Source organism: Variovorax sp. TBS-050B (assembly GCF_029893635.1).
Taxonomy (GTDB): Bacteria; Pseudomonadota; Gammaproteobacteria; order Burkholderiales; family Burkholderiaceae_C; genus Variovorax.
The window spans coordinates 1,957,331-1,983,699 of sequence record NZ_JARXYR010000002.1; the positions used below are offsets into that span (position 1 = coordinate 1,957,331).

A 26,369-nucleotide genomic window follows, 5' to 3' on the forward strand; every position below is an offset into this window, starting at 1 on the left:
TATGAAATTTCAAAAGTAATTGCATCCGCCATGCGGTGGTTTTCTTAATGAAAGATGAGCTGACATATCGCCGTCGTGGAGAGGTCGAACAGGACTTCCGCGCAAAGAGGCCATTCCTCCCCGCGACGAGCAATGCGGTCGGCGGGCGGGAAGTGATATGTCGGGGCTGAAGGACGAACCCGTCGTCCCGGAGCGCCCAACGCCGTCTCGCGATACGCCCACTGAGGCCACCGCCGGGTCACCGCCCGGAATTGTGTTTCGTGTCGTACTCGGCGCGTTGTTGTTTCTCCCGGCGGCAATCCACTGTGGCGGTGGTGCCGCAGTGTTTCGGTCCTGGCGGCGCACGCCCAACTTCGTCAGCACGATACTGATGGCGCATCACGAGATCCACGCCCGGCTGCAGGCGCGATCGAAATGGGTGAGATGGCCGGTATTTGCTGCGTTCTCGCTTGGCTTCCGGCTTCACTCGAAGGGGACCATCCAACGCGCCTTCCGCGACACGTGGCACCTTCTTCGTGAAGACGGGTTGAAAAAGCTTCCGGGCGCAGTCCGTCTCACCGTGCCGGGGGGTATCGGGATCGAGCTGCCACCGCGGAAACAGCAAATCGACGCTGCGGTCGATGTCGACACGCCCGCCTTCCGTGTGCGCGCGAGACGCGTACTCGTGCTGGACTACCGCATCCCTCGCGCAGACAACTCGGCGGGCGAGTTGGCGATGCTGGGGGTTCTCCGCGACCTTGTCGCCTTGGGGTACGGCGTGGTCTTCATGCCGAACGACATGGCGCCGGCTCCCCGGCATGAGTCGGTGCTGCGGGATCTCGGTGTGGAGGTCGTCACCCGCGAATCCGGGTTTTCAGGCACGAGGCATTTCATCGAACGCCATGGCGCCGAGTTTGGCGTCTTCTACGTCGCGCGGTTCGATGTGGCGGAAAGCGCGTTGAGCGCGATTCGCACCGCCGCGCCGACAGCGCGCGTGCTGTTCCATGCGCCGGATCTCCACTTCCTGCGCGAGCGGCGTGAAGCGAAACTGCTCGGGGACCGGCGGGCGATGGCGCGTGCCGAGGAGACGCGGCGGCGTGAACTGGCGGTCATGCACGCCTGCGACCACGTCGTGGTTGTGAGCCCGGCCGAGGTCCCGGTCCTGCGCGAAGCGCTCTCCGATGAGACACCCATCTCGATTTTTCCGGTGCTGTACGCGCCGGTGGAGGCCCGGGTAGCGCCCTATGAGGCGCGCAAAGACGTCTTCTTCCTTGGCGGTTTCGGTCACAAGCCGAACGTTTCCGCGGTGGAGTGGTTCGTGCGCGAGGTCTGGCCAGCCGTTCGGGCTTCGCTGCCTGGGGCCTGCTTCCACGTCATCGGCGCCGATGTGCCGCCCGGCATCAGCGCGCTCGAGCGGGTTCCCGGCGTGAAGGTCATCGGTTTTGTGCCGGACCTCGCGCCTGTCTTGTCCGGCTACCGCGTCGGCGTGGCGCCGCTGCTCTACGGTGCCGGCATCAAGGGGAAGGTGGCAATGACGCTGGGCGCGGGCATTCCTTGTGTCTGCACCAGGATCGCCGCCGAGGGCATGGGCATCGAAGACGGCGTGCACGCCATGGTGACCTCGGACGCGACCGGCTTCGCGAAGGCAGTCATCGCGCTCTATCAGGACGGTTCGCTCTGGCGCCGCCTTTCCGTGCACGGGCAGGAGCTCGTGCGCGCGAGGTTCGGAGAGGCCGCGAATCGGGGCGCGCTGCTGCGTGTGCTGAACGATGCGAGGGTGCTCCCGATTCCGCTGTGGCAGGCGCATTGCGAGAACCTGCAGTCCGTCGTGGTCCCCGCCCCGCCGGCGGATGTGCCGGTCGACGTCACGATCATCGTTCCCGCATTCAACCAGTGGGCGATGACGCGGGCCTGCATCGCCTCGATCGTCTGCGCCGGCGCAGGAACCGGTGTCCGCTACGAAGTCATCGTGGCCGACGACGGCTCGACGGACGAGACCCGGAGCGCAGAGACGCGCATTCCAGGCCTGCGGGTCGTCAGGACGCCGCGCAACCTCGGATTTCTCAAGAACTGCAACCATGCGGCAACGCATGCGCGCGGCAAGTACATCCTCTTGCTCAACAACGATGCCGTCGTCCTTCCGGGGTGGTTGGATGGCCTTCACGACACCTTGGAGAGCGATGCATCGATCGCCATCGCGGGTTCCAAGCTGCTCAACCAGGATGGCAGCCTGCAGGAAGCGGGGGGTGGACTGTTGTCGGACGCGAGCGGCGTGAGCATCGGTCGATGGCTCCGCACCGCAGATGGGTGGCGACGGGGTGCGCGAGACGAGGCCGTGTTCAATTTTCAACGCGAAACCGACTACGTCACCGGCGCATCCCTGATCGTTCGCACCTCTTTCTGGCGGGCAGTGGGCGGGTTCGACGAAAGCTTCGAAATCGCCTACTGCGAAGACTCCGATCTGGCCATGCGGGCGCGCGCACTGGGCCACAAGGTCGTTTATCAGCCCAGGTCGGAGGCCGTGCACCTGGAGCATCAGAGCTATGCAGATGTCGATGAGGGTGCCGACGCCAAAGGGCGCGGAGAACTGCAGCGCCACAACAAGGCCCTGATGGCAGAGAAATGGAAGCACGTGCTTGCCCGTGACCATCTTCCCCCGGGGAGTGAATGGGAGCGGGTCGCAGCCCACGGCGAGCGGGCCATTCCGCCTGTGATCCTCGAGCGCAGAAAAAAGTCGAAGGTCCTGCGCATTCTCTACTTCAGCCCGTTTCCTTCGCACCCGAGCAATCACGGCAACCAAGCGACGATCCAGCAATTCGCCCGGCAGTTCCAGGCCATGGGCCACAAGGTGCATTTCGTCGTCCTGAGGAGCGGCCTCTTCGATGCCGACGCGGAGCGCGCCATGCGGGAGGCCTGGGACACCCTCGACGTCCTGCCGAACTCCCATGCCCTGGGCGCCAACGGGGCGCCCATTCCGTTCGATGGGTGGTACGCGCAGGGCTTGGGCGAACGTATCCGCGTGCTGTGCGCACGCTATGGCATCGACGTGCTGCTTTGCTCTTATGTCTTCCAGTCGAAGATGCTGGACTACATCCCTTCCTACATTCTCAGAATCATCGATACCCACGACAAGATGGGTCACCGGTACGACATGCTGCGGCAGAAGGGCCTCCCGCTGGAGTTCTTCTCCTGCACGCCCGAAGAAGAAGGTGCATATCTGCGAAGGGCCGACGTGGTGCTGGCTCGACGTCGGGAAGAGGCGGACTATTTCGATTCGGTGTCCGGGAGGAACTCATCGGTCGTCGTCCCTCATTTCGAGGCGCCGCACTTTGTCGACAAACGCTTCGAGAAACTCGAGCGCGTCGTGATCGTGGCCAGTGCCAATCAGGTCAATCTGGCCATCGTGCGTGACTTCCTGCAGACGCTGGATCGCCGGCTGGCGGGGAAGTCTTGCCCGTTCGTGGTGGTGATTGCGGGCCAGGTCAAGGACCTCGTTGCCCTGCTCCCGCTGCAAGAACAAAAGCTGTTCAAGAGATCCTGGATTCGAATGACTGGATTCATCGAGGACATCGGCGGGTTCTATGCCAAGGCTGATCTCGTGGTGTCGCCCGTGACCATGGGCACGGGCATCAATGTCAAGACGGTACAGGCCATGGCGTACGGCATGCCGCTGTTGACCACGGCCTGGGGAAGCAAGGGCATCGAGACCAGCGAGCCGCTGCACGGCCTTGCGAGCGTCGACGAACTTGTGGAGGCACTTTTTAAGCTGGCCGCATCGCCCGGCGAGCTCGAGCGACTGAAGACTTGCAGCCGCGAAGCCTATCAACGCTTCTTCGACGCGAGTCAGGCCGTGCTGCGGGACGTCCTCGATCGGGTACCGCGCGGCGATGAACGCGAGCGTCCTGCGCGCGGGCTGCCGCAGGACATCGCTCTCGAGATCGCCGCAACGCCGGCCACGGCTTCGGCAAAGGGGCGCAGCCATGCCGCCCATGAAGATCAAGAAGACAGGGAGAACCATTGAAGACAATACGCGCGAGGGCGCCACTGCGGCTGGGACTGGCCGGCGGAGGCACCGATATTTCAAGCTATTGCGACGTGCATGGTGGCTGCGTGCTCAATGCCACCATCGACCGCTATGCCTATGCAGTGATCCGCGAATCGCGCGATGGCCAGATCAAGTTCGAGGCCACCGACAAGCAGGCGGTGGAGAAATGGCGGCCGACATCCCGCATCGCCCTGGACGGGGGGCTCGATCTGCACAAGGCCGTCTACAACCACTTCGTGCAGAACCATCTGGGCGGCGCTTCGTTGGCAATTGAGCTGAGCACGTTCTGCGATGCGCCGATCGGCTCGGGGCTGGGTTCCTCGTCGACGCTGGTCGTCGCCATGATCCGCGCCTTCGTCGAGCTTCTGAACCTGCCCTTCGACGACTACATGATCGCGCAGCTGGCCTACCAGATCGAACGCGTCGACTGCGGTCTGCAGGGTGGGCGCCAGGACCAGTATTCCGCAACCTTCGGAGGCTTCAACTTCATGGAGTTCTTCGCCGCCGAAAGAACCCTCGTCAACCCGTTGAGGATTCGCAGTTCAGTGATCTGCGAACTGGAGGCTTCCCTGGTGTTGTTCTTCACCGGCGTTTCCCGGGAGTCGGCGCGGATCATCGCCGACCAGAGCGCGAACGTCGGTGCCGGAAAGCTCGACGCGATCGAAGCGATGCACGGCCTGAAGCGCGAGGCGCTGACGATGAAGGACTGCCTTCTGCGTGGCGACTTCGAAGGTTTGGTCGAGTCCATGCGCAGCGGATGGGAGAACAAGAAGCGCTCTGCCAGAACCGTGAGCAATCCCGAGATCGACCGCATCTACGCCACGGCCACGAGTGCCGGCGCATTGGCCGGAAAGGTGTCCGGTGCGGGCGGCGGCGGCTTCATGCTGTTCTTCGCGCCCAACGAGCGGCGCCTCGATGTCATTCGCGCCTTGAACAATTTCGATGGCCAGGTCAGCAACTGTCATTTCACGAAGAATGGAGCTCAAACATGGAGGATCTGACCACCGAGTACATCACTGCGCAGATCGATCAGGCCCGCCGCGTCATGGCTGCAATGGGAAATGACGTGCAGCTGCAGCGCACGCTCGCCGAGGCCGCCGCCGCATGCACCTTGGCACTCAGAAACGGCCGCAAGCTCCTGATCGCGGGGAACGGCGGCAGCGCCGCCGACGCGCAACACATCGCAGGCGAGTTCGTGAGCCGTTTCGCCTTCGATCGACCGGGCTTGTCAGCCATCGCGCTGACGACCGACACCTCCATCCTGACGGCGATCGGCAACGACTACGGCTACGAGAAGCTGTTTGCCCGGCAGGTGCAGGCGCTGGGTCAAAACGGCGACGTCTTCATCGGGTACTCCACCTCCGGTGCTTCGCCCAATGTGCTGAGGGCCTTCGAAGAGGCGCGCAGCCGCGGCCTGGTCTGCATTGGCATGACGGGCAGCCGGGGAGGGCCGATGAGGCTGTTGTGCGATCACCTGCTCGAAGTTCCCGCGGGGGAGACGCCGAAGATCCAGGAAGGGCACCTCGTGCTGGGCCACATCCTGTGCGGGCTGGTCGAGAACGCCATGTTCGCTGCCGTACGCTGATGGAGGCGATCGTCCTCGCAGGCGGCCTGGGAACGCGCCTGCGCGCCGAGGTGCCGGATCTGCCCAAGCCCATGGCACCCGTGGGCGGCCAGCCTTTCCTGGGCTTGTTGCTGCATCGCCTGGCGCAGCAGCGTGTTTCGAGGGTGGTGCTGTCGCTGGGCTACAAGGCGCAGCAGATCATCGATCACTTCGGCAGCAGCTTCGCGGGCATGACGCTGGAGCACGTCGTCGAAAGCAGGCCGCTCGGGACGGGCGGTGCCATTCGACGGGCCATGACGCGGGTCAAGGACGACCATGTCCATGTCTTCAACGGCGATACCTACCTCGACCTGGATCTCGCCGCCGTCGAAACGCTCTGGCAGATGCATCGAGAGCCGGTGATCGTCGCGCGGCCCGTGGCCGACGCGAGCCGGTATGGCTGCCTGCTCGCGGCAGACGGCCGATTGACCGGGTTCGCGGAAAAGAGTGCCGCCGGCGCCGGCATCATCAACGCGGGATGCTATGTCTTCAACGCCGGCCAGTTCGATGCCTTCGAGCTCGATCGGCCCTTCTCCCTGGAGCGGGATGTGCTTGCCGACCCGGACAGATGCCCCCCGATGCGGGTGTTCGTCTGCAACGGCCAGTTCATCGACATCGGCGTTCCCGAGGACTACCGCAGAGCGCAGAAGGAACTCGCGTCCCCATGAAGCGCTTGCCGGCCCTCTTCCTGGATCGCGACGGCGTCATCAACGAGGACCACGGGTACGTTCACAAGGCGGATGACTTCCACTTCATCGACGGCGTCTTCGACCTCGTGCGACACGCGAATTCCTCGGGGTATGCGGTGGTGGTGGTCACGAACCAGGCCGGCATCGGGCGAGGCCTCTATACCGAAGCGCAGTTCCTCGAACTGTCGACATGGATGCGGGCGCAGTTCGCTGCACACTATGGGCGGATCGATGCCGTCTACCACTGCCCGCACCATCCCGAGTTCGGTCTCGGGCGCTACCGCTGCGACTGCGGATCGCGAAAGCCGCGGCCGGGGATGTTCCTGCTGGCGGCGCGGGAGCTCGGGCTGGATCTGGAACGCTCCGTCATGGTCGGAGACCGTGTCAGCGATATGGCGGCGGCGGCGGCGGCCGGTGTTCCGACGCGGCTCCTGTTCCAGAGGGGCGAGGGCCGGCGGCCCGAGGTCGCCGGACTCGCGCAAAAGCGCATCTTCGCCTTGCGCGATGCCATCCCCTACATGCCGAAGCACTGAGCACCGAGGACCGAGCGGTGCTGCATCGGCCTATGTCCCATGGCGTAGCTACGCCCCCCCGTCCCGCATCACCACCACCCGCTGCGCCAGGATCGCCTGCCGGAGCACCCGCGGCGACACCGGCTTGTAGAGCACCGCGATGCCCGCATTCGCCACTTCGCGCAGGCGGTCGGGCTTGGTCTCGCCGGTCACCAGCAGGCGCGCGGTGGCGGCGCCGATGCCGCGGGGGTGGCGTTCGAGCGCGGCGATCACGTCCAGGCCGTTGTCGCCGCCCTGCAGCAGCAGGTCGCTCACGACCACGTCGGGCGGCTGGGCCCACCGGTCGGCGAGGGCCAGCGCCTCGGCGCGGGTCTGGGCCGCCATGACCTCGGCGCCCCAGTGGGTCAGCACCACCGACAGGCCCTCGAGGATGGTGCGCTCGTCGTCGATCACGAGGATGCGCAGGCCGTCGAGCCCGGCCTCGTCCTCGGCGGCGCTCGGGGCCGGCGCGGCCGCGGCGGGCGCGGGCAGGGCGGCGGGGGCCGCGCGCACGAGCACGCGCACGCAGGTGCCCTTGTGCGGCGTCGAGCTGAGCTCGACGCGCGTGTTGAGCAGCTCGGCCAGGCGCTGCACGGTGGCGAGGCCCAGGCCCATGCCGCGCTGGCCGCGCGGCGCGTTGCGGCCGTTCGACTCCACCTGGTAGAACTCCTCGAAGACGCGCGCCTGGTGCTGCTGCGCGATGCCGACGCCGGTATCGACCACGTCGATGCGCACGCCCTTGCCGCGCGCGCGGGCGCCGACCAGCACGCCGCCCTCGAGGGTGTGGCGCAGCGAGTTCGACACCAGGTTGTTGAGGATGCGCGAGAGCATCACGTAGTCGCAGCGCACCCAGAGGTCGGTCTTGCGCACCACCAGGCGCAGGCCCTGCTGTTCGGCCACGGGGCGGAAGTTGCGGCTGATCTCGTCGAACAGCTGGTCGAGCGCGAAGTCGGCCCACTGCGGCTGCAGCACGCCGGCATCGAGCTGCGAGAGGTTGAGCAGCTCGGAGAACAGCCGGTCGAGCGAATCCACGCATTCGCGGATGTGGCCGATGCGCTGCAGCCGCACGGGGTCGGTCTCGCCGTTGGCGAGGCCGTCGGAGAACAGCGTGAGCGCATGCAGCGGCTGGCGCAGGTCGTGGCTGGCAGCGGCCAGCAGGCGGGTCTTGGCCTGGCTCGCGACCTCCAGCTGCTGGTTCTTGCGCGCGAGCTCGGCCGTGGCCTCGCTGATGCGGCTCTGCAGCAGCCGGTGGCTCTCGGCCAGCGCGCGCGCCGCCTGGTTGAAGCCATGCTGCAGATGCCGCACTTCCGAGGTGCCTTCGATCGCCACGCTCGCCGCCTCGCCCGCACCCAGCCGGTCGACCGCCTTGCCGAGTGCGCGGATCGGCTCGCTGATGCGGCGCGCGGCCCACCAGCCTGCCAGGCCCACGCCCACAAGGCTGGTGGCCAGCACCAGCACCACGTTGAGCCACACCGACCGGCGCGCCTGCTGCACCGCGTCGAGGCTCATCTCGACCATCACCTTGCCGTGGGGCTGCCCGTTGTCGCTCACGATCGGCACCACCACCTGCAGTCCCTCGTCGCGCGCGCGGTCCACGGTCTCGGAGTTGGCGACGATCTCCCCGTCCTCCGACCAGATCTGCACCTGCTGCACATGCGGCTGGTAGGTGCCCGACTGCGCCGTGCGCTGCAGCATGCGGCGGTCCATGCGCGCGAGCGGCGCCTGCGCCGCGGTGGCGACCTGCAGCGCCACCGTCTGCGCATTGGCACGCATCAGTTCGGTGAGGTTGTCGAGGTGCTGCCGCGTCAGCACCGCGATGGCCGCGAGGGTGGCGGCGGTCGCCGGCACCAGCGCCAGCAGGATCAGCTGCTGCGCGAAGGTGAGGCGCGCCAGGCCGCGCAGGACGCGAAAGTTCCAGTTCATGGCGCGAGGCAGCTCAAAGCGCAACTTGAACAGCGCGGCGACGGGGCGGAAATGAGGAAAAACATCACGAAAATGCGTCGTATTTTGTGTATTTGATATCTAATTGCGTCCGCGTTCGCCCATGTTAGACCCGCTGACCCGCGCTGGCTCCATGTCTTGCTGCTCCAAAATGCAGGCTTTCCCCCATCGCCGCCCGCGCGCTGCCGGCGTTCCGTGCCGCCTTTGGCCGCATCGCGGGCGCGCCGCGGCGCTGTGGCTCCTGCTGTGGCTTGCGCTTCTTTGCGCCGGGCTGCCGTCGCAGGCCCGGGCCGAACCACCGCAGTCGCCCGACGCGCCGGTGCGCTTCGGCATCCTGCCGCTCGGCGGTGCCTTCGAATCGCGCAGCGACTGGGATCCGCTCCTGGCCGAACTGAGCCGCGCCATCGCGCGGCCGGTGAGCGTGCTCTCGGTCCATTCGTACGAAGCGCTCGAGAAGGCGATCCAGAGCGACCAGGTCGACATGGCCTTCCTGTCCGGCAAGATGGCGCTCGACGCGGTGACGCAGCGGCGCATGAAGGTGGTGGCGCAGGTGGTGCGCCACGACGGCCTGCCCGGCTACCGGGCGCTGCTGCTGGCGCGCAGGAACCCGCCCTTCAACAGCTTGAAGAGCCTGCTCGCCGAGCCTGAGCGCTGGCGCCTCGCGCGCGGCGAGCGGCAGTCGGTGTCGGGCTTCATCGTGCCGCAGCTGCAGTTCTTCCAGCCCAACCACATCGCGATGGAGACGCGCTTCCTGAGCGAGATCGTGGGCACGCACCAGGCCACGGCGCTGGCCGTGGCGAACAACGAGGCCGACGTGGCCACCAACAACACGGCCGACTTCGAGCGCTTCAAGCAGCGCTTCCCGGCCGAGGCGAAGCGCCTGCAGGTGCTGTGGGAGTCGGACCTGATTCCGCATGCGCAGATCGTGGTGCGGCGCGAGTATTCGCCCGAACTGCGCAGCCGCGTGCAGGCCTTCCTCGTCAACTACGGCCGCGCGAAAGGGCCGCAGGGCGAGGCGGAGCGCGCGGTGCTCAAGTCGCTGCACGACCTCGCTGGCTTCGTGGCCGCCGACAACAGTTCGCTGCAGCCCGCGGCCAAGCTCGCCTACCAGCTTGCGAAGCAGAACGCGATGACCGCGCAGTGGGTCAACGAGGCCGCGCGGCAGGCGCGCCTCTCGCGCGTCGAAAGCGCCTACGCGGAGCAGGCCGCGGTGCTGCGCGATATCTCGCCCTGAGCGATGCCGGCGGCGGCCTTCTTCTTCTTCTTTCTCTGCCGGGCCGCGCGCCTGCTGGCCGCGGGCCTGGCACTGGCGGCGGCCGTCGCCACCGGCGCGCTGGCGCAGGGCGGCGCGCGCGCGGACGCGCCGGCTGGCCCGGTGCGCTTCGGCGTGCTGCCGCTCGGCGGCGCGGTCGAGTCGCGCGCATTGTGGATGCCGCTGCTCGACGACATGAGCCGCGCCCTCGGCGTGCCGGTCAGCGTGCACTCCGCGGCCTCCTACGAGGAGCTCGACCGTGCGATCCAGCGCGACGAGATCGACATGGCCTTCCTGTCGGCCAGGATCGCGCTCGAGGCGGTGATGCAGCGCCGCATGCGGGTGGTGGCGCAGATCGCGCGCCGGCCCGGCATGCCCACCCACCGCGCGGTGCTGCTGACGCGCCGCACCGGCACGCCGAGCACGCTCGAGGCAGTGCTGGCCGAGCCCGAGCGCTGGCGCCTCGCGCGCGGCGACAACCGTTCGGTCACGGGCTTCCTGATTCCGCAGAGCCAGCTCTTCCTGCCGCGCGGCATCGCGATGGAAACGCGCTTCCGCGGCGAGGTCATCGGCACCCACCAGGCCACGGCGCTCGCGGTGGCCAACGGCGATGCCGACGCGGCGACCAACAACACCACCGACTTCGAGCGCTTCAGGGAACAGTTCCCGGTCGAGGCCGCGCGCCTGCACATCGTCTGGGAGTCCGAGCCGCCGCCCGGTGCGCAGATGGTGCTGCGGCGCGACTATCCGCCCGCGTTCCAGGCCCGGGTGCAGGCCTTCCTGGCGGGCTACGGCCAGGGCAAGGGCCCGCGCGCCGACGCCGAGCGCGAGGTGCTCAAGACCTTGCGCGCGGCCCACGGCTATGCCGCGGCCGACGACAGCGCGCTCCTGCCGGAGGCGCAGCTGGAATACCAGCTCGGCAGGCAGAACGCCATGGCCGCATCCTGGGTCAACGAGGCGGCGCGCGCCCGGCGCCTGCAGCGCATCGAGCAGACCTACAAGGACCAGGTCGAGCTGCTGCGCGCCGCCGCCCCCGCCGCGCGCTGACCGGGCGCCGGGCGCGCCCGTCTACTCCCTTCGCCGTAGCTCCAAAAGCCCGCCTCTAGGCCGTTAGGCGGATTTGCCCGCCGTGCCGCGCGCCGGAAACTCCCGGCTTCCTCGGGCGAATGTGGCTCTTCCACCTGGCCCGATCCCCTTCGGGGGCCATTCGGGCAGCCCTTGCCTTTGACGGAGTGCGGATGAGTTGGCGAACAAAAGTGGTCTGGAGCGAGGGGATGCTGCTGCAGCCCCAGCACCTGCAGCAGAGCGAGCGTCATGGTGACCATGCGCGGCACGTGCTGCTGCGCTCGACCACGCCCTACGCCTGGGGCTTCGCGGAGATCGAGGTCGATGCCGCCGCGCTCACGCTCGGCAAGCTCGCGCTCGTGCGCGCGGTGGGCGTCTTCGGCGACGGCACCGTGTTCGACATGCCGGCGGTCGATCCGCTGCCGGACCCGATCGACATTCCGCCCGCGATGCGCGACGAGGCCGTGGTGCTCGCGCTGCCGCTGCGCCGTGCCGGCGCGCGCGAGGCCGATGCAGAGGAATACGAGGAACTGGTGCGCCACCGCGTGCTCGAGTCGGAGGTGCCGGACTCCAACACCGCCGGCGAGCGCACCGCCATGCTGCAGCTCGGCCAGCTCCACACCCGCCTGATGCGCGCGAGCGAAGCCACCGACGCCTGGACCACGCTCGGCGTGGCGCGCGTGGTCGAGCGCCGCGTCGACAACCAGGTGCAGCTCGACCGCGCGATGCTGCCGCCGCTGCTCGACGTGGCGGCCCATGCGGTGATCCGGTCCTGGCTCGACGAACTGCTGGGCCTGCTGCGCCAGCGCGGCGAGGCGCTGGCCGGCCGCATGACGCAGGGCGGCACCGGCGGCGTTGCCGAGATCGCCGACTTCATGCTGCTGCAGGCCGTGAACCGCAACGAGGCGGTGTTCGCGCACCTTGCGAAGAGCGCGATGCTGCACCCGCAGCATTTCTTCGAACATGCGCTCGCGCTCGCGGGCGACCTCGCGAGCTTCCGCGATTCGCGCCGGGTCGCGCGCTTCGGCCCCTACATCCACGACGACCTCGCGGCCAGCTTCCGCCCCGTGATGGACGACCTGCGCCGCAGCCTCTCGATGGTGCTCGAGCAGTCGGCGATCCGCATCGACCTGCACGACCGCAAGCACGGCGTGCGCGTGGCGGTGGTGAGCGACGTGGAGCTGCAGCGCAATGCCACCTTCGTGCTGGCCGTGAACGCCCACATGCCGAGCGAGGCGCTGCGCGCGCGCTTCCCCACGCAGGTCAAGATCGGCCCGGTCGAGCGCATCCGCGACCTCGTCAACCTCGCGCTGCCGGGCGTCACGCTCACGCCGCTGCCGGTGGCGCCGCGGCAGATCCCGTTCCATGCGGGCGCCAACTACTTCGAGCTCGAAACCCGCAACAGCGACCTGTGGCGCCAGCTCGAGCAGTCGGGCGGCGTGGCGATGCACATCGCGGGCGACTTCCCGGGCCTCGACCTGCAGTTCTGGGCGATCAGATCATGAGCACACCTCCCGACCCCTTCGCGGCGTTCGAGTCCGAGCGCACGGTCATCAAGCCCAAGCCGCGCACGCCGGCCGGCAGCGCACCGGCCGCGCCCGCGCCCGCACCTTTCGTGCCGGCCACCGACCCGGCGCCGGCCGAGATCGGCGAGCTCGGGCTGCTCAATCCGCTGGTGTCGGCCGCGGGCAAGCTGCTGGTGCTGACGGCCAAGCTGCGCAGCCTGGCGCAGCCGCCGAACGTGCCGGCGCTGCGCGCCTCGACCGCCGAGGCCGTGAACCAGTTCGACCAGAACGCGCGCCGCGCGGGCGTGAGCAACGAATCGGTGCTGGCCGCGCGCTACGTGCTGTGCACCGCGCTCGACGAGGCCGTGGCCAACACGCCCTGGGGCGTGCAGGCGGGCTGGAACAAGCAGAGCCTGCTGGTGCAGTTCCACAACGAGACCTGGGGCGGCGAGAAGGTGTTCCAGCTGCTCGCCAAGCTCGCGCAGGACGTGCCCACGCACCGCCAGCTGCTGGAGCTGATCTACAGCGTGCTCGCGCTCGGCTTCGAAGGGCGCTACCGCGTGGTGGACAACGGCCGCGCGCAGCTCGACGCGGTGCGCCAGCGCCTGGCCGACCTGATCGCCAAGGACCGCCCGCCGGTCGAGGCCGAGCTCTCGCCGCACTGGCGCGGGCAGGGCGCGGGCACGGTGCGGCTGCGCGAGTCGCTGCCGCTGTGGGTGTTCGCGGCCGGCTTCGCGCTGCTGCTCGCGCTCGCCTGGTTCGGACTGCGGCTCGCGCTCAACCACCGCTCCGACACCACCTACGCCGCGGTCTCGAGCCTGCGCGTGCCCAACATCCAGATCGCGCCGCCAGCCGCGCCCGCCAAGGCGCCGCGGCTCGCGCGCTTCCTCGAGCCCGAGATCAGGCAGGGCCTGGTCACCGTCACCGACGAGGCCGACCGCAGCGTGGTGCGCCTGCGCGGCGATTCCTTCTTCGGCTCCGGCAGCGCCGAGCCCATGGCGGCCTCGCTGCCGGTGCTGCGCCGCATCGGCCAGGCGCTGGCCGAGGTCAAGGGCGAAGTGCTGATCACCGGCCATTCCGACAACCAGCCGATCCGCTCGCTGCGCTACCCCTCGAACTGGCACCTCTCGGCCGCGCGCGCCGATGCGGTGAAGGGCGCACTCACCACGCTGGTCGAGCCCGCGCGCATGCGCGCCGACGGCAAGGCCGACGCCGAGCCCGTGGCGCCCAACGACACGCCGGCGAACCGCGCGCGCAACCGGCGCGTCGAGGTCGTGCTGCTGGCCGCGCCTGACGCGGCTTCTGCGGCGGCGGGAGTGACGAAATGATCAAGAAGATATTCGGCTTTCTGTTCAGCCCGCTGCTGCTGACCGTCCTCGCGCTCGTCGTCGTCTCGCTGCTGATCTGGTGGATCGGGCCGCTGGTGAAGATCGGCGCGCTCGCGCCGCTGGAGACCGAGCTCGCGCGCGGCGTGCTGATCGGCGTGCTCGTGCTCCTCGTGGTGCTGCGCGCGCTGTGGCGCCGCTGGCGCCGCGCGCCGTGCGAGCCAGCACCTGACCGACGGCCTGATGAAGGCGCCCGCACCGAAGGCCGGCGCGCCGGTCGACGGCGAGCAGAAGATCCTCGACACCCGCTTCAACGAAGCCGTGGCCACGCTCCGGCAGATGAAGCTGCATGCCGCGGGCAAGAAGCCCGGCTGGCGCGACTGGCTTTCGATCTCGGGCGGCAGCTACCTCTACGACCTGCCGTGGTACGTGTTCATCGGCGCGCCGGGCGCGGGCAAGACCACGGCGCTGGTCAACTCGGGGCTCTCGTTTCCGCTGGCCGAGAAGTTCGGACCGGGCGCGATCCGCGGCGTCGGCGGCACGCGCAACTGCGACTGGTGGTTCACCGACGAGGCGGTGCTGATCGACACCGCGGGCCGCTACACCACGCAGGACAGTCACCAGGCCGAGGACAAGAGCGCCTGGGAAGGCTTTCTCGGCCTGCTGCGCAAGGTGCGTCCGCGGCGTCCGCTCAACGGCGTGTTCCTCACCGTCAGCGTGGCGGACCTGCTGAGCCAGGGGCCCGAGCAGCGCACCCAGCTCGCGGCCTCGATCCGCGCGCGGCTGCTCGAACTCGACGAGAAGCTCACCACGCGGCTGCCGGTGTACGTGCTTGTCACCAAGAGCGACCTGCTCTATGGCTTCACCGACTACTTCGACGACCTGGGCAAGGAGCAGCGCGCACAGGTGCTGGGCTTCACGCTGCCGCCCGAAGAGGGCGCGCAGGTGGACGAGAAGGGACTGTCGGCGTCGTTCCAGCGCGAGTTCGCGCTGTTGCACAACCGCCTCAACGACGGCCTGATCGCACGCATGCAGCGCGAGACCGACGGCACGCGGCGCGCCGCGATCTTCGGCTTTCCGGCGCAGTTCGGCGCGATCGGCGCCACGCTGTCGGACCTGCTCGACCAGGTCTTCACCGGCTCGCGCTTCGCGCAGCCGCCGTGGGTGCGCGGCGTGTACTTCACCAGCGGCACGCAGGAGGGCAGCCCCATCGACCGCGTGATGGGCAGCCTCGCGCGCAGCTTCGGCATCGAGCGCGCGATGCTCGCGCCGCAGAAGTCGAGCGGCCGCAGCTACTTCCTCACCGCGCTGCTGCGCGAGGTGGTGTTCCCGGAGCAGCGCCTGGCCGGTGCGAACGTGAAGCTCGAGCGCCGCCGCCACGCACTGCGCGTGGCGGGCGTGGCCGCGATGACGCTGCTCACGCTCGGGCTGCTCGCGGGCTGGGGCTGGAGCGCCATGCGCAACGTCGAGTACCTGAAGTCGGTCGAGGCCCGCGTCGAGCCCGCGCGCCAGAACCTCGCCGCGCTGCCCGCGCGGGTGCAGAACCTGGTCGAGGTGGCGCCGGTGCTGCAGGGCCTGCGCGACATCTGGAAGACGCCCGAGAACCGCCAGGGCGACGAGCCGCTCGCGATGACGCTCGGCCTCTACCAGGGCGACAAGCTCGACGCCGCCGCGATGCTCACGCACCAGCGCGCGCTCAATGACGCCTTCCTGCCGCAGATCGCCAAGCGCATCGAGGACCAGCTGCGCACCGCGCAGCGCGACAACCTCGAATTCACCTACGAGGCGCTCAAGAGCTACCTGATGCTCTACCAGCCCGAGCATTTCGACGCCGAGGCGCTCAAGGCCTGGATCACGCTCGACTGGGCGCGCAGCCTCGACCGCGGCATTCCCGAGGACCAGCGCCAGGCGCTCGAGGACCAGCTCGACGTGCTGATCGCGCAGGGGCCCCCGCGCTCGCCGCTCAAGATGGACGAGAACCTGGTGCGCAGCGTGCGCGCCGTGCTCGCGAGCTATCCGCTGGAGCAGCGCGTGTTCAGTCGCCTCAAGCGCCAGCGCGCCACCAAGGACATCCCGGCCTTCAGCATCGCCACCGCCGCCGGCCCCTCGGCGCCGCTGGTGTTCGAGCGCATCAGCGGCAAGCCGCTGACCGAGGGCGTGCCGGGCATGTTCACCTACGACGGCTACCACAAGCGCTTCCAGAACGAGGTGGTGGTGCTCACCGGCCTGCTCGCCGCCGAGGACCCGTGGGTGCTGGGCCAGGACCGCAGCGCCACCGACCGCCTGCGCGACGCCGCCGCGATCGGCGCGCTGACCGACCGCGTGCGCCGGCTGTATCTCGCCGAGTACGTCAAGCAGTGGGAAGCGCTGCTGGCCGACGTGCGGCTGATCCGCGCCTCGGGCCTGGAGAAGAACATCGAGGCCGCGCGCATCCTCTCGGGCGTGGGCTCGCCGCTCGCGAACTTCCTGCGCGCGGTGGTGAAGGAGACCACGCTGATCCCGGCCGACCAGCCGAAGGACGTGGTGAGCAAGGCCAGCGCCACCGTCGCGAACACGCGCAAGGGGCTGGAGGAGCTGTTCGGCGGCGATCCGAACAAGCCGGTGGCGAGCGGCAAGCGCATCGAGAGCATCGTCGACGACCGCTTCGAACCGCTGCGCCGCCTGGTCACGCCCGCCGCGCCGGGCCAGCCCGCGCCGATCGACGATGCGCTCAAGCTCTTCAACGAGGTCTACGTCTACCTCAACGCGGTCGACACCGCGGTGAAGGGCCGCACCTCGCCGCCGCCCGGCGACGTGGCGGGCAAGCTCAAGTCCGATGCCGGCCGCCTGCCCGAGCCGGTGCGCACCATGGTCGAGAACCTGAGCCAGACCGGCGCCGCGCAGGCGCAGGTGGCCGAGCGCGGCAACCTGAGCCAGGACCTGCGCCCGGTGACCGAGTTCTGCAACCGCGCGATCGCGGGCCGCTATCCCTTCGTGGGCAGCAGCAAGCGCGACGTGCTGCCCGAGGACTTCGGCCAGATGTTCGGCGCCGGCGGGCTGATGGACGAGTTCTTCCAGAAGCGGCTCGCGTCGCTGGTCGACACCAGCACGCGCCCGTGGCGCTACAAGCCCGTGGCCGAGCGCGGCGCCGTCACCACGCAGGCGCTCGCGCAGTTCGAGCGTGCCGCGCGCATCAAGGACATCTTCTTCCGCGCCGGCGGCCGCGGCCCCTCGATGCGGCTGGACTTCAAGCCGGTGGAGATGGACGCGGGCATCACCCAGTTCATCCTCGACGTGGACGGCCAGCTCGTGAAGTACGCGCACGGCCCCGTGGTGCCGATGGCGGTGCAGTGGCCCGGCCCCAAGGGCAGCAATCAGGTGCGCATCCAGGTCAGCCCGCCCTCGGCCACCGGCAGTTCGGGCGCCGCGGTCGACGGACCCTGGGCGCTGTTCCGCGCGCTCGACGACGGCCAGCTCGAAGCCGGCGACGCGCCCGAGAAGTTCTTCATCACCTTCCAGATCGGCGCGCGCAAGACCCGCTTCGAGGTGACGACCAACAGCGTGCAGCATCCGATCCGCCTCAAGGAGCTGCGCGAGTTCTCCTGTCCGGAGGGCTTGTGAGCGCGCATGCATTGCCCGGCTGGTTCGGCAAGCTGCCCGGCATGGGCGACTTCGCGCACCGGCGGCTGCCCGACTCCTTCCGTTCGGTGTGGGACGCCTGGCTGCAGCGCGGCATGGCGCGGCTGCGCGACCGGCATGCGGACTGGACCGCGCACTACCTGGAGGCGCCGGTGTGGTGCTTCGCGCTCGGGCCTGGTGTGGCCGGCGACGCGGCGTGGATCGGCGTGATGATGCCTTCGGTCGACGGGGTGGGGCGGTACTTTCCGTTCACGCTGGCGGGGGCGGCTTGGGGGGATGCGGTCCAGTGGTGGGGGCTTGCGACGCGGGCGGCGCTGGAGGGGCTGGAGGATGACCTCGATCCGGAGCGGTTCGATGCGGTGCTGGGGCGGGAGTTTGCTTCTGCGGCTGCGGAGACCGGCGCTCCGGTCGTGCTGCCTGGGCACGGGGAGTCGGTTTGGATGACAGATCCGGGGGATGGGCCATCGGCTCGGATGGTGGTTCGGGGCTTGCCTTCTGGGGAGCAGTTCGAGGCGCTGTTTCTGGGGGGTGGGGAATGAGGAGCGCTGGTGGGTTTTTGTTCCGGGGCCGGGTCTCGCCCCGGCGGGCGACTTACTTTCTTTGCTTCGCCAAAGAAAGTAAGCAAAGAAAGGCGACCCCCACTGTCTGCGACCCCTTCGCTGCGCTACGGGGCAACCTGCGGTGCTCGCGTTTCGCGGGGTCTCGCAGAACTCGCTTCGCTCAAACAGCTGCGAGCCCTGATCCGCGAAACGCTCCGCTCCTCGGCGCAGCCAGAGGGGGAGCGAAACCGACGGGCCATCGCTTCGCTCGGCCAGCAACGCGCGCACGCGGAGCGTGCACGCTTGTGTTTGGGGCCGAGCGAAGCGACGGCCCGGCTGGGCTCCCACTCCCTTCTGGCTGTGCCGAGGAGCGGAGACGGAGGCGGGATCAGGGCCGCAGCTGTCTGAGCGCAGCGCAGCGGAGCGAGTTCTGCGGACCCCCGCCGGAGTCGAGCACCGCAGGTTGCCCGCAGCGAAGCGGAGGGACACAGACAGTAGGGTCGCCTTTCTTTGCTTACTTTCTTTGGCGAAGCAAAGAAAGTGAGTCGCCCGCCGGGGCGAGACCCGGCCCCGGCAAACAAACCCACACGCAAGCCAATCAAGGAGCCAGTCAATGACCGACTCCGACCAAGACCGCACCCGCGTCGTCCCACGCGCGCCCGAACCGCCGCCGACGACGACCACCACCACCGAAGGCGACACCACCGCCACCGTCATCACCGCCGGCAGCACCAGCCTGTCGCCCCATCCCGTCACCACCCCCGCCACCGGCGCGCACGAAGCCGGCCTGCTTCCGGTCGGCAGCCGCCTCGCGGAGTTCGAGATCACGCGCGTCATCGGTCAGGGCGGCTTCGGCGTGGTGTACGAGGCCTGGGACCACACGCTCGAGCGCGTGGTCGCGATCAAGGAATACCTGCCGACCTCGCTCTCGACGCGGCAGCAGGACGGCACGGTGGTGCCGCTGTCGGAGCGGCACCGCGAAACCTTCGACCTCGGCATGCGCAGCTTCATCAACGAGGCCCGGCTGCTCGCGCAGTTCGACCATCCCTCGCTGCTCAAGGTCTACCGCTTCTGGCAGGAGAAGGGCACCACCTACATGGTGATGCCGTTCTACCGCGGCGACACGCTGCGCCAGGCGCTGGTGTCCATTCCCGCGGGCGTGGACGAAGCCTGGCTGATCCGCATCATGGACGGCGTGACGCAGGCGCTCGCGGTGATGCACGGCGCCAACTGCTACCACCGCGACATCGCGCCCGACAACATCATCCTGCTCGAAGGCTCGGGCCGGCCGGTGGTGCTCGACTTCGGCGCCGCGCGGCGCGTGATCACCGACAAGACGCAGGCGATCACCGTCATCCTCAAGCCCGGCTACGCGCCGATCGAGCAGTACGCCGAGATGCCCGACATGTCGCAGGGCGCCTGGACCGACGTGTATGCGCTCGCGGCCGTGATGCACGTGGCGGTCTGCGGGCGCGCGCCGCCGCCGTCGGTGGCGCGGCTGCTGTCCGACAGCTACGTGCCGCTCGCGGGCAACGAGATCCTGCGCCAGCGCTACAGCCTGCGGCTCCTGCAGGCGATCGACGCGGGCCTGGGCGTGCGGCCCGAATCGCGGCCGCAGTCGATGGCCGAACTGCGCGCGGCGCTCGACCTCGAGGCCACGCACAGCATCGCGCCGACGCCGCGCACCTCGCCGCCGGCGGCGGGCCATGCGCGCGCCGACCTGCCGACCACCATCGGCCGCGGCAAGGCGATGCCCGCACCCCCGCCGCCCGGCGGCGCGGGCCGGGACATCAAGGACGGCAGCAGCAGCAACAACAACAGCAGCAGCAAGGCCGTGGCCGCGATCGCCTCGGTCGCGGTGCTGGCCGCGGTGGCGGGCGGCGGCTGGTGGTGGTTCCAGGGCCGCGGCGCGGACACCGGCGCCTCGGCCGGCAGCGGCACCCAGGTGGTCGCCACGGCGCCGCCGCCACCGCCCGAGACGCGGCCGGCCGAGGCCCCGCCGCCGCCGCCGCCACCACCCCCCAAGCCGCGCACGCCGCTCGAATCGCTGCAGTCGCTCGCGGCCGGCGCCGCGCCGGACTTCGAGGTGACGGCCGCGCCGAAGAAGGCCGAGGTCGCGATCGGCAAGGACAGGCTCGGCTTCGACGTCCGGAGCAAGCGCGACGGCTTCGTCTACGTGTTCCTGCTGTCGAGCGGCGGCGAGATGTTCCTGCTGTTCCCGAACCTGCTCGACAAGCACAACAGGATCGCCGCGGGCGGCTCGCTCTCGCTGCCGCGCGCCTCCTGGCCGATGGATGCCGGCGGTCCGGCCGGCACCAACCAGTTCGCGGTGCTCGTGAGCGAGCACGAGCGCGACTTCGGCGATGCGGGCGTCCGCAGCGACGGCGTGTTCCCGCAGTTCCCGCTGCCCGTGCTGGCTGCGCTCGAGGCCAGCCGCGGCACCGGTCCGTCGCCGCTGCTGGGCAAGCCGGTGTGCGCGCCCGGCGCGCCGTGCAAGGACGCCTATGGCGTCGCGAATTTCAAAATCGTCGAGAAGTAATCGTCTGCAGAGCGTGGGCCCCGGGGGCCCGTCCGTCTTTCACGACCAGGAGGCTTTCATGAACACACGGTTGCCGATCTTCCATGCCGCGCTGCGCTGGGCCGCCGCCGCGGCGGCCATGCTCGCCGCGGGCTGCGCCAACACGCCGCCGGCCGCCGACACCGCCGCGGCGCCCACCGCCGCCACCACGGCCGCGCCGGACACGTCCGCATCGCGCCCCGCGCCCGGCGCCAGCGTGGCGGGCCAGGCGCGCACCTTCTCGACCCAGCTCGCCACCTACACCGCGGTGAGCTTCGATGCCGTGCCCGGCTGGCGGCGCGACGACTTCTCCGAGAGCTGGCCCGCCTTCCTCACGAGCTGCAAGGTGCTCACCGGCCGCGGCGCCGAGTGGCGGGAGGTGTGCGCGCGCGCGCTCAAGGTCGACAGCCGCAACGACACCGCGATCCGCGCCTTCTTCGAGCAGGAGTTCTCGGCCTACCAGATCCGCGACGACGACCGCCGCCCCGACGGCGTGGTCACCGGCTACTTCGAACCCGAGATCCCGGGCAGCCGGCAGTACGCGCCGCCCTACATCTACCCCGTCTACGGCCAGCCCGAGGACATGCTGTTCGCCGACGCGCGCAAGCTGCCGGCCGGCAGCGGCACCGTGGCCGCGCGCGTGGAGGGCCGCAACGTGGTGGTGCAGACCGGCCTGAGCACGCGCGACATGGGCGCGCCGGGGCTCTACGCGCTTGACCTCTCCGGCATCACGCGCGACACGCTCGACCGCAAGGTGCGCCTGCGCATCGAGGGCAAGCAGCTGCTGCCGTACTACACGCGCGAGGAGATCGAGACCAAGGGCGCGCCCAACGCCAAGGTGCTGGCCTTCGTCTCCAGCGCCACGGCGCTCTACGAGATGCAGATCCAGGGCTCGGGCCGCATCAAGCTCGCCAACGGCGACATCATCCGCGTCGCCTATGCCGAGCAGAACGGCCAGCCCTTCCGTCCCACGCTCGCGCAGGCGCCCAACGGCAAGCCGCGCAGTCCGGTGAAGGTGCGCGGCGCATCGATCGAACTCGAACTCGACGACGGCGACGAGGACGATGCGGCGACCGACACCGGCACCATCCGCACGCGCGGCTTCACGCTCGCGCGGCCCGCCACCAGCGGGGCCGTGGTGGTGCCGGGGCGCCGCACCACCGGCGCCGTGAGCGGTTCCGGCATCAAGGATCCGAGCTACGTGTTCTTCAAGGAGTCGCCGTCGCCCTCGGGCGGACCGGTGGGCGCGTTCGGCGTGCCGCTGTCGGCGGGCCGCTCGATCGCCGTCGATCCGCGCAGCACGCCGCTGGGCTACCCGGTGTTCGTCTCCACGCGCGCGCCCGGCACCGGCGCGCCGATGCAGCGCCTGACCATCGCGCAGGACACCGGCGGCGCGATCCGCGGCGCGGTGCGGGCCGACTATTTCTTCGGCAACGGCCAGCAGGCCGCGAACAACGCGCGCCGCATGAAGGAGCGCGGCCAGCTCTGGATCCTGCTGCCGCGCGGGCTTGCGGTGGCGCAGGCGGCGGTGTCCTCGGCCATCCGCACGCGCGGCGCCGCCGTGGGCGCCGGCCTGCCCCAGTGCCTGGTGCCGACCGAGGGCGTCTGCGTCGACGACTAGGCCCATGCAGGAGACGCTGTCGCCGTTGGAAAGTGCGGAGCTCGTGCGCCTCTGGCGCCGGCGCCAGACGCTGTCGCCCGGCGACATGGGCACGATGTACCGCATCGTCGGCGACGCGCTCGTGGCCTGCAATCCGCCGGAGCTGCAGGTGCTCGGCGAAGGGCGGCAGGAGCTGGTGGCGCAGTTCATCTACGTGAAGGTGCTGCGCCTCGATGCCGACCCCGACGAGGCCGACGAGCGCGCAAGCCACAGCGCGCCGTCGAGCGCCTTCGCGCTGTGCGCGTACTTCCGCCGCTACCTGATCGACTGCACCCGCGCCAGCGCATTCCGCCGCAAGCTCTCGATCGGCGACCAGGTGACCGAGGCGCAGCTCGAAGAGGCGCTCGGCGCCGATGAGGACATGGACGCCTGCCTGGCCGAGCACGGCCTGAGCGCGGCGCGCGTGCAGCAGGCGGCGCGCGACTTCATCGCCGGGCTGGACGAGCCCGAGCGCCTGCTGCTGTGCGAAGGCTTCGGCAAGGAGGCCGAGGGCGGGCTCTCGGGCATCGCCTCGCGGCATGCGATCGCCTCCTACCACTACCGCGCCGGCCGGCTGGGCCTGGTGCACAAGCGCGAGGCGCTCACGGCCGACTACGCCCGCACGCGCCTCGGCGGCTGGATCGCGCAGACGCTGGGCATCGCGATCGAGCGCGAGAACATGGCCGCGATCCTGCAGGTTTTCAAAATCCTCGGCGCTGAAGCGTCTTATGCCTGAAGACATAGCCATTCAGGAACAGAAGACCGCCATGCACACCGAACTCTGGCCCCCCCTCAGCGTGATCCGCAGCGCCTTCGAGGCGCCGGGCGCCGCGCCCGCCCCGGCGCCCGCGCACGATGCGCCCGCCGTCGTCGCGATGCCGGGCGCTGCCGCGGCAGCCGCAGCCGCGCCCCGGGCCGTGCTCGACCTGCTGCTGCCCCTGCACGAACTCGCGGTGCGGCGCGAGGCCGTGGCGCGCCGCGGCTTTCCCGCGCGCTGGGCGCCGGGACGGCTCGTGAGCGTGGTGCACGAGGGGCGCCTGCTCGGCGTGCTGCTCGACCGCTGCGTCCACGGCCAGTCGTGGCAAGGCTGGATGGCCGCGGGCGAGGCCGACTGGGCCGGCGCCCACGACGTGCTGCTCGAACCCGAGGACGAGCCTTTCGAGCCGGCGTTCGGACTGATCCAGGCCTGGAACGTGGTCACGCTCGAGCCCGGCCCGCAGCTCTGCGCGCGCGTGCTCGGCGAGGTCTCGGCCACGCGGCTCGCCGCGATCCGCGCGGTGCATGACGAATGGGCGGCGCAGGTGCCGCTTTCGATCGCGCCCGAGCCCGGCCACATCGCCCTGCGCACCGTCGGCGGCGTGTTCCCGGTGCTGTGCGGCACGCCGCTCGGGCCCGAGGACCCGCGCGCCGACTACCAGCAGCTCTATCGCACCGCCGCCTCGCAGCTGGGTGCGGCCCTGCGGCCTGCGCAGGCCGGCGGCGCATCGGCGGCCGCGCCGCGCGCGCAGCCGCAGCCGCGCCCGTTCGACGGCTGGTGGGGCAGCATCCGCCGCTGGTTCGGCGCCGACGGCTGGATGCGGCCCGCGCTCGGCGTGCTCGCGCTGGTCGTGGTGGTGCAGAACGCGGGCCTGCTGGCCGGGCGCGGCGCCGAGGACGACGCGGTGCGCTTCCGCGCCGTGCCCACCGCACCCGCCGCGCCCGCCGCCGACATCGTCGTGCGCTGGAAGGACGGCGTGCGCATGGACGAGGCCGACCGGCTGCTGCAGTCGGTGGCGGCCGAGGTGGTGGGCGGCCCGGGCAGCAACGGCGTGTGGCGCCTGCGCGTGCCCGATGCGCAGAAGGGCCTCGAGGTGCTGGCCGCATCGCCGCTGGTCGAGACCGCCGCGCGGGCGCCGGAGCGGCCATGAACCATGGCGCGCGGCTCCCCGTCTTGCTCCCTCCCCCCCCGGGGGAGGGCGGGGGTGGGGGCACGCGGCGCTCGCTGGTGGCGCCGCGGCCCCCATCCCTGCCTTCCCCCAGGGGGGGAAGGAGTCTCGGGCTGCATGTCCTCCTGCTCGCCACGCTGTTCGTCCTCGCCGTGCCCGCCTTCGCCGCTCAGCGCGCGCTGCTCGTCGGCGTCTCCGAGCTGGTCAACCAGCCGCAGTCGCTCTGGCTGCAGGCGCCGCGCAACGACGTGATGCTGATGCGCGACGCGCTGCGGAAGCAGGGCTTCGCGCCCGAGGACATCGTGCTGCTGGCCGACGGGGTGGCCGGCGCGGCGCTGCCCGAGGCGCGTGCGATCCACGACGCCTTCGGCCGCCTGCTCGCGCGGTCGAAGAGCGGCGACTTCGTGCTGCTCTACTTCTCGGGCCACGGCACGCGTTGGCGCGATGCCGCCAAGCGCTACCAGGAGCCCGACGGCCTGGCCGAGAACTTTCTCGCGCGCGACGTGCGCGGCACGCTCGGTGCGGACAGTGCGCTCGCGGGCGGCGTGCGCGACGTCGATTTCGACGCCTGGGTGCAGGCCTTCCTCGCGCGCGGCGTGTTCGTGTGGTCGGTGTTCGACACCTGCGCCGCCACCTCGATGACGCGCAGCAGCGGCAGCGTCGCTGCGGCGACCGTGGCCGACGGACCGCCCGACGACGAGGTGCGCTGGCGCGGCCTGCGCGCGGTGCAGCTGCGCGCCACGGCCGAGGCGGCGCAGGCCGTGTCGCCGCCGCCGCCGGCCGAGCGCGTCGCGCGCGCACGCTACGTCGCGTTCTTCGCGTCCGAGAGCCACCAGATCACGCCCGAGCTGCGCCTGCCGCGCAAGGCCCGCGGTGCGCAGCCGCAGGGCCTGCTCACCTGGGCTTTGGCCAGCGCGCTCGAACGGCGGCCCGCCACCTGGCGCGCGCTGTTCGACGGCGTGCTGTCCTTCTATCCACCCGTCATCGACGAACTGGCGCAGCGCTTTCCCACGCGCGAACTGCCTTCGCCGGTGGCCGAAGGCAACCTCGATGCGCCGCTGTTCGCCAACGCGCCCGGCGCCGCATCCACCCGCCCGTCGTGGCGCGCGCAGCGCAGCGGTGACCAGCTGATGCTGCAGGCCGGGCTGGTCGACGGCCTGCAGCCGCAGCAGGAAGTGCGCCTGCAAGCGACGCTCGACGACGGCACCGTGCGCAGCGCGCAGGCCCGGCTGCGCGAGGTCGATCTCGACGCCGCCCGCGTCGGCGTGCCCGCGGCGCTGCGCGAGCTGCCGGGTGCGGCGCTCTGGAGCGCCTCGCCGCTCGCCGCCCCGGCCGCATTCGCACTGCGCGTGCGCGGCGGCGAACGCGGGCTGCTGCCGCAGCAGCGCTTCAACCTCGACTATCCGGCGTCGGTCGTGCCGGCGGGCGGCGCCGGCGACGGCGCGCCGCCCGACGTGCAGTGGAGCGACCTCGGCGCCGCGGGCCAGCGCATCGACGTCCTCTCGCCCGCGCTCGGTGCAGGCACGGTGCTGCTGCCCGATGCGGCCGCCGCGCGCCGCCGCATCGAAACGCTCGCGCGCCTCAAGTGGTGGAACCAGCTGCTCGCCGTCGGCCACGCCGCCGGCGCGCCGGTCGATGGGTTCGAGGCCGTGCTCGAAGTGTGGCGCGGCGACCGCCTGCAGCGCAGCGAGCCCGCACAGCGCGCCGGCGCCGGCCAATTGCTGCCGCTGCGCGAGGGCGAACGCGCGGCGCTGCACGTGCGCAACGCGAGCGGCCATTCGATCGACATGGTGGTGGTCGGCATCGACGGCGAGGGCCGGCTGCGTGCCGTGTACCCCGACGATCCGGGCGAGACCAACCGCTTCGAGCGCGGCACGCGCGAGGCGCCGGCGGCCAAGCGCTTCGAGCTGCCGTGGCTCGCGGCGCCGGACGGCCGCCTGCTCGTGCTCGCCACCGTGGCCGGCGCGTACACCACGCCGCGGCTCTTCGGCGCCGCGCCGCCGGAGCCCGCGGCGGCCGAGCTGCGGCTGCGCGGCCAACCCCATTCCGACAAGACGCGGCAGACCTATGCCGCGATGGTGCGCTGGCCGGGCGAACGTCCGGCCGCGCGATGACTGCTGTTTTTGTTCTCAGGAG

At 70.3% G+C, this 26,369-nt stretch carries 17 protein-coding genes; 16 read left to right on the plus strand and 1 reads right to left on the minus strand.

Features of this window, described 5'->3' with window-relative positions; translation table 11 throughout:
* Positions 1-157: 157 nt before the first annotated feature.
* From M2165_RS12235 to gmhB, 5 genes are read left to right on the plus strand one after another with little or no spacing between them, the layout of a single operon-like run.
* Positions 158-4,000: a glycosyltransferase gene (locus M2165_RS12235; protein WP_280814896.1), complete on the plus strand. Its 3,843-nt coding sequence runs from the start codon at positions 158-160 to the stop codon at positions 3,998-4,000.
* Entirely contained in the window at positions 3,997-5,025 is a 1,029-nt protein-coding gene (locus M2165_RS12240; RefSeq protein WP_280814897.1) for a dehydrogenase, read from the plus strand. The genes M2165_RS12235 and M2165_RS12240 overlap by 4 nt, the downstream gene beginning before the upstream one ends.
* Entirely contained in the window at positions 5,013-5,609 is a 597-nt protein-coding gene (locus M2165_RS12245; RefSeq protein ID WP_280814898.1) for a D-sedoheptulose 7-phosphate isomerase, read from the plus strand. The genes M2165_RS12240 and M2165_RS12245 overlap by 13 nt, the downstream gene beginning before the upstream one ends.
* Positions 5,609-6,295 carry a nucleotidyltransferase family protein gene (locus M2165_RS12250; protein ID WP_280814899.1) on the plus strand — a complete coding sequence of 229 codons (687 nt, stop codon included), beginning with the start codon at positions 5,609-5,611 and terminating at the stop codon, positions 6,293-6,295. The genes M2165_RS12245 and M2165_RS12250 overlap by 1 nt, the downstream gene beginning before the upstream one ends.
* Positions 6,292-6,849 (plus strand): D-glycero-beta-D-manno-heptose 1,7-bisphosphate 7-phosphatase, encoded by a 558-nt coding sequence (gmhB, locus tag M2165_RS12255; protein ID WP_280814900.1) that lies wholly within the window; start codon positions 6,292-6,294, stop codon positions 6,847-6,849. The genes M2165_RS12250 and gmhB overlap by 4 nt, the downstream gene beginning before the upstream one ends.
* A gap of 48 nt (positions 6,850-6,897) precedes the next feature.
* Here the strand turns inward: gmhB and M2165_RS12260 are convergent, their stop codons facing one another.
* The gene (locus tag M2165_RS12260) at positions 6,898-8,790 is read right to left on the minus strand and encodes a hybrid sensor histidine kinase/response regulator (RefSeq protein ID WP_280814901.1); all 1,893 of its coding nucleotides are present in this window, start codon (positions 8,788-8,790) and stop codon (positions 6,898-6,900) included.
* A gap of 250 nt (positions 8,791-9,040) precedes the next feature.
* Here M2165_RS12260 and phnD point away from each other — a divergent pair, with 250 nt between their 5' ends.
* The 11 genes from phnD to M2165_RS12315 all read left to right on the plus strand — a co-directional run bounded on the left by phnD (position 9,041) and on the right by M2165_RS12315 (position 26,347).
* A complete protein-coding gene (gene phnD / locus M2165_RS12265) occupies positions 9,041-10,042 on the plus strand; it encodes a phosphate/phosphite/phosphonate ABC transporter substrate-binding protein (protein WP_280817526.1) in 1,002 nt (333 codons plus the stop codon).
* Between the two features lie 3 nt (positions 10,043-10,045).
* Entirely contained in the window at positions 10,046-11,107 is a 1,062-nt protein-coding gene (locus tag M2165_RS12270) for a phosphate/phosphite/phosphonate ABC transporter substrate-binding protein (RefSeq protein WP_280814902.1), read from the plus strand.
* Positions 11,108-11,298: 191 nt separating this feature from the next.
* A complete protein-coding gene (gene tssK / locus M2165_RS12275) occupies positions 11,299-12,630 on the plus strand; it encodes a type VI secretion system baseplate subunit TssK (protein WP_280814903.1) in 1,332 nt (443 codons plus the stop codon).
* Complete coding sequence (locus tag M2165_RS12280; RefSeq protein WP_280814904.1) at positions 12,627-13,958, plus strand: DotU family type VI secretion system protein; 1,332 nt, start codon at positions 12,627-12,629, stop codon at positions 13,956-13,958. Before tssK ends, M2165_RS12280 begins: the two co-directional genes overlap by 4 nt.
* Before the next feature lie 240 nt (positions 13,959-14,198).
* On the plus strand, positions 14,199-17,555 hold the full coding sequence (gene tssM, locus M2165_RS12285; protein ID WP_280814905.1) for a type VI secretion system membrane subunit TssM: 3,357 nt from the start codon (positions 14,199-14,201) through the stop codon (positions 17,553-17,555).
* Positions 17,552-18,112 (plus strand): type VI secretion system-associated protein TagF, encoded by a 561-nt coding sequence (gene tagF / locus M2165_RS12290; RefSeq protein ID WP_280814906.1) that lies wholly within the window; start codon positions 17,552-17,554, stop codon positions 18,110-18,112. The genes tssM and tagF overlap by 4 nt, the downstream gene beginning before the upstream one ends.
* 613 nt (positions 18,113-18,725) lie before the next feature.
* On the plus strand, positions 18,726-20,651 hold the full coding sequence (locus tag M2165_RS12295) for a serine/threonine-protein kinase (protein WP_280814907.1): 1,926 nt from the start codon (positions 18,726-18,728) through the stop codon (positions 20,649-20,651).
* A gap of 58 nt (positions 20,652-20,709) precedes the next feature.
* Positions 20,710-22,290, plus strand: a complete 1,581-nt coding sequence (locus M2165_RS12300; RefSeq protein WP_280814908.1) for an MltA domain-containing protein — start codon at positions 20,710-20,712, stop codon at positions 22,288-22,290.
* Between the two features lie 4 nt (positions 22,291-22,294).
* On the plus strand, positions 22,295-23,044 hold the full coding sequence (locus tag M2165_RS12305; protein WP_280814909.1) for a hypothetical protein: 750 nt from the start codon (positions 22,295-22,297) through the stop codon (positions 23,042-23,044).
* Between the two features lie 31 nt (positions 23,045-23,075).
* Positions 23,076-24,215 carry a hypothetical protein gene (locus tag M2165_RS12310; protein WP_280814910.1) on the plus strand — a complete coding sequence of 380 codons (1,140 nt, stop codon included), beginning with the start codon at positions 23,076-23,078 and terminating at the stop codon, positions 24,213-24,215.
* Positions 24,216-24,385: 170 nt separating this feature from the next.
* On the plus strand, positions 24,386-26,347 hold the full coding sequence (locus M2165_RS12315; RefSeq protein ID WP_280814911.1) for a caspase family protein: 1,962 nt from the start codon (positions 24,386-24,388) through the stop codon (positions 26,345-26,347).
* Positions 26,348-26,369 lie beyond the last annotated feature (22 nt).

Bases quoted from the DNA above. Each gene is read 5' to 3' on its own strand.
- M2165_RS12250 (WP_280814899.1), top strand. From the start codon at position 5,609: ATGGAGGCGATCGTCCTCGCAGGCGGCCTGGGAACGCGCCTGCGCGCC.
- tssK (WP_280814903.1), top strand. From the start codon at position 11,299: ATGAGTTGGCGAACAAAAGTGGTCTGGAGCGAGGGGATGCTGCTGCAG.
- M2165_RS12245 (WP_280814898.1), top strand. From the start codon at position 5,013: ATGGAGGATCTGACCACCGAGTACATCACTGCGCAGATCGATCAGGCC.
- M2165_RS12235 (WP_280814896.1), top strand. From the start codon at position 158: ATGTCGGGGCTGAAGGACGAACCCGTCGTCCCGGAGCGCCCAACGCCG.
- M2165_RS12300 (WP_280814908.1), top strand. From the start codon at position 20,710: ATGAACACACGGTTGCCGATCTTCCATGCCGCGCTGCGCTGGGCCGCC.
- gmhB (WP_280814900.1), top strand. From the start codon at position 6,292: ATGAAGCGCTTGCCGGCCCTCTTCCTGGATCGCGACGGCGTCATCAAC.
- M2165_RS12280 (WP_280814904.1), top strand. From the start codon at position 12,627: ATGAGCACACCTCCCGACCCCTTCGCGGCGTTCGAGTCCGAGCGCACG.
- M2165_RS12295 (WP_280814907.1), top strand. From the start codon at position 18,726: ATGACCGACTCCGACCAAGACCGCACCCGCGTCGTCCCACGCGCGCCC.
- M2165_RS12310 (WP_280814910.1), top strand. From the start codon at position 23,076: ATGCACACCGAACTCTGGCCCCCCCTCAGCGTGATCCGCAGCGCCTTC.
- M2165_RS12305 (WP_280814909.1), top strand. From the start codon at position 22,295: ATGCAGGAGACGCTGTCGCCGTTGGAAAGTGCGGAGCTCGTGCGCCTC.
- M2165_RS12260 (WP_280814901.1), bottom strand. From the start codon at position 8,790: ATGAACTGGAACTTTCGCGTCCTGCGCGGCCTGGCGCGCCTCACCTTC.
- M2165_RS12270 (WP_280814902.1), top strand. From the start codon at position 10,046: ATGCCGGCGGCGGCCTTCTTCTTCTTCTTTCTCTGCCGGGCCGCGCGC.
- tssM (WP_280814905.1), top strand. From the start codon at position 14,199: ATGAAGGCGCCCGCACCGAAGGCCGGCGCGCCGGTCGACGGCGAGCAG.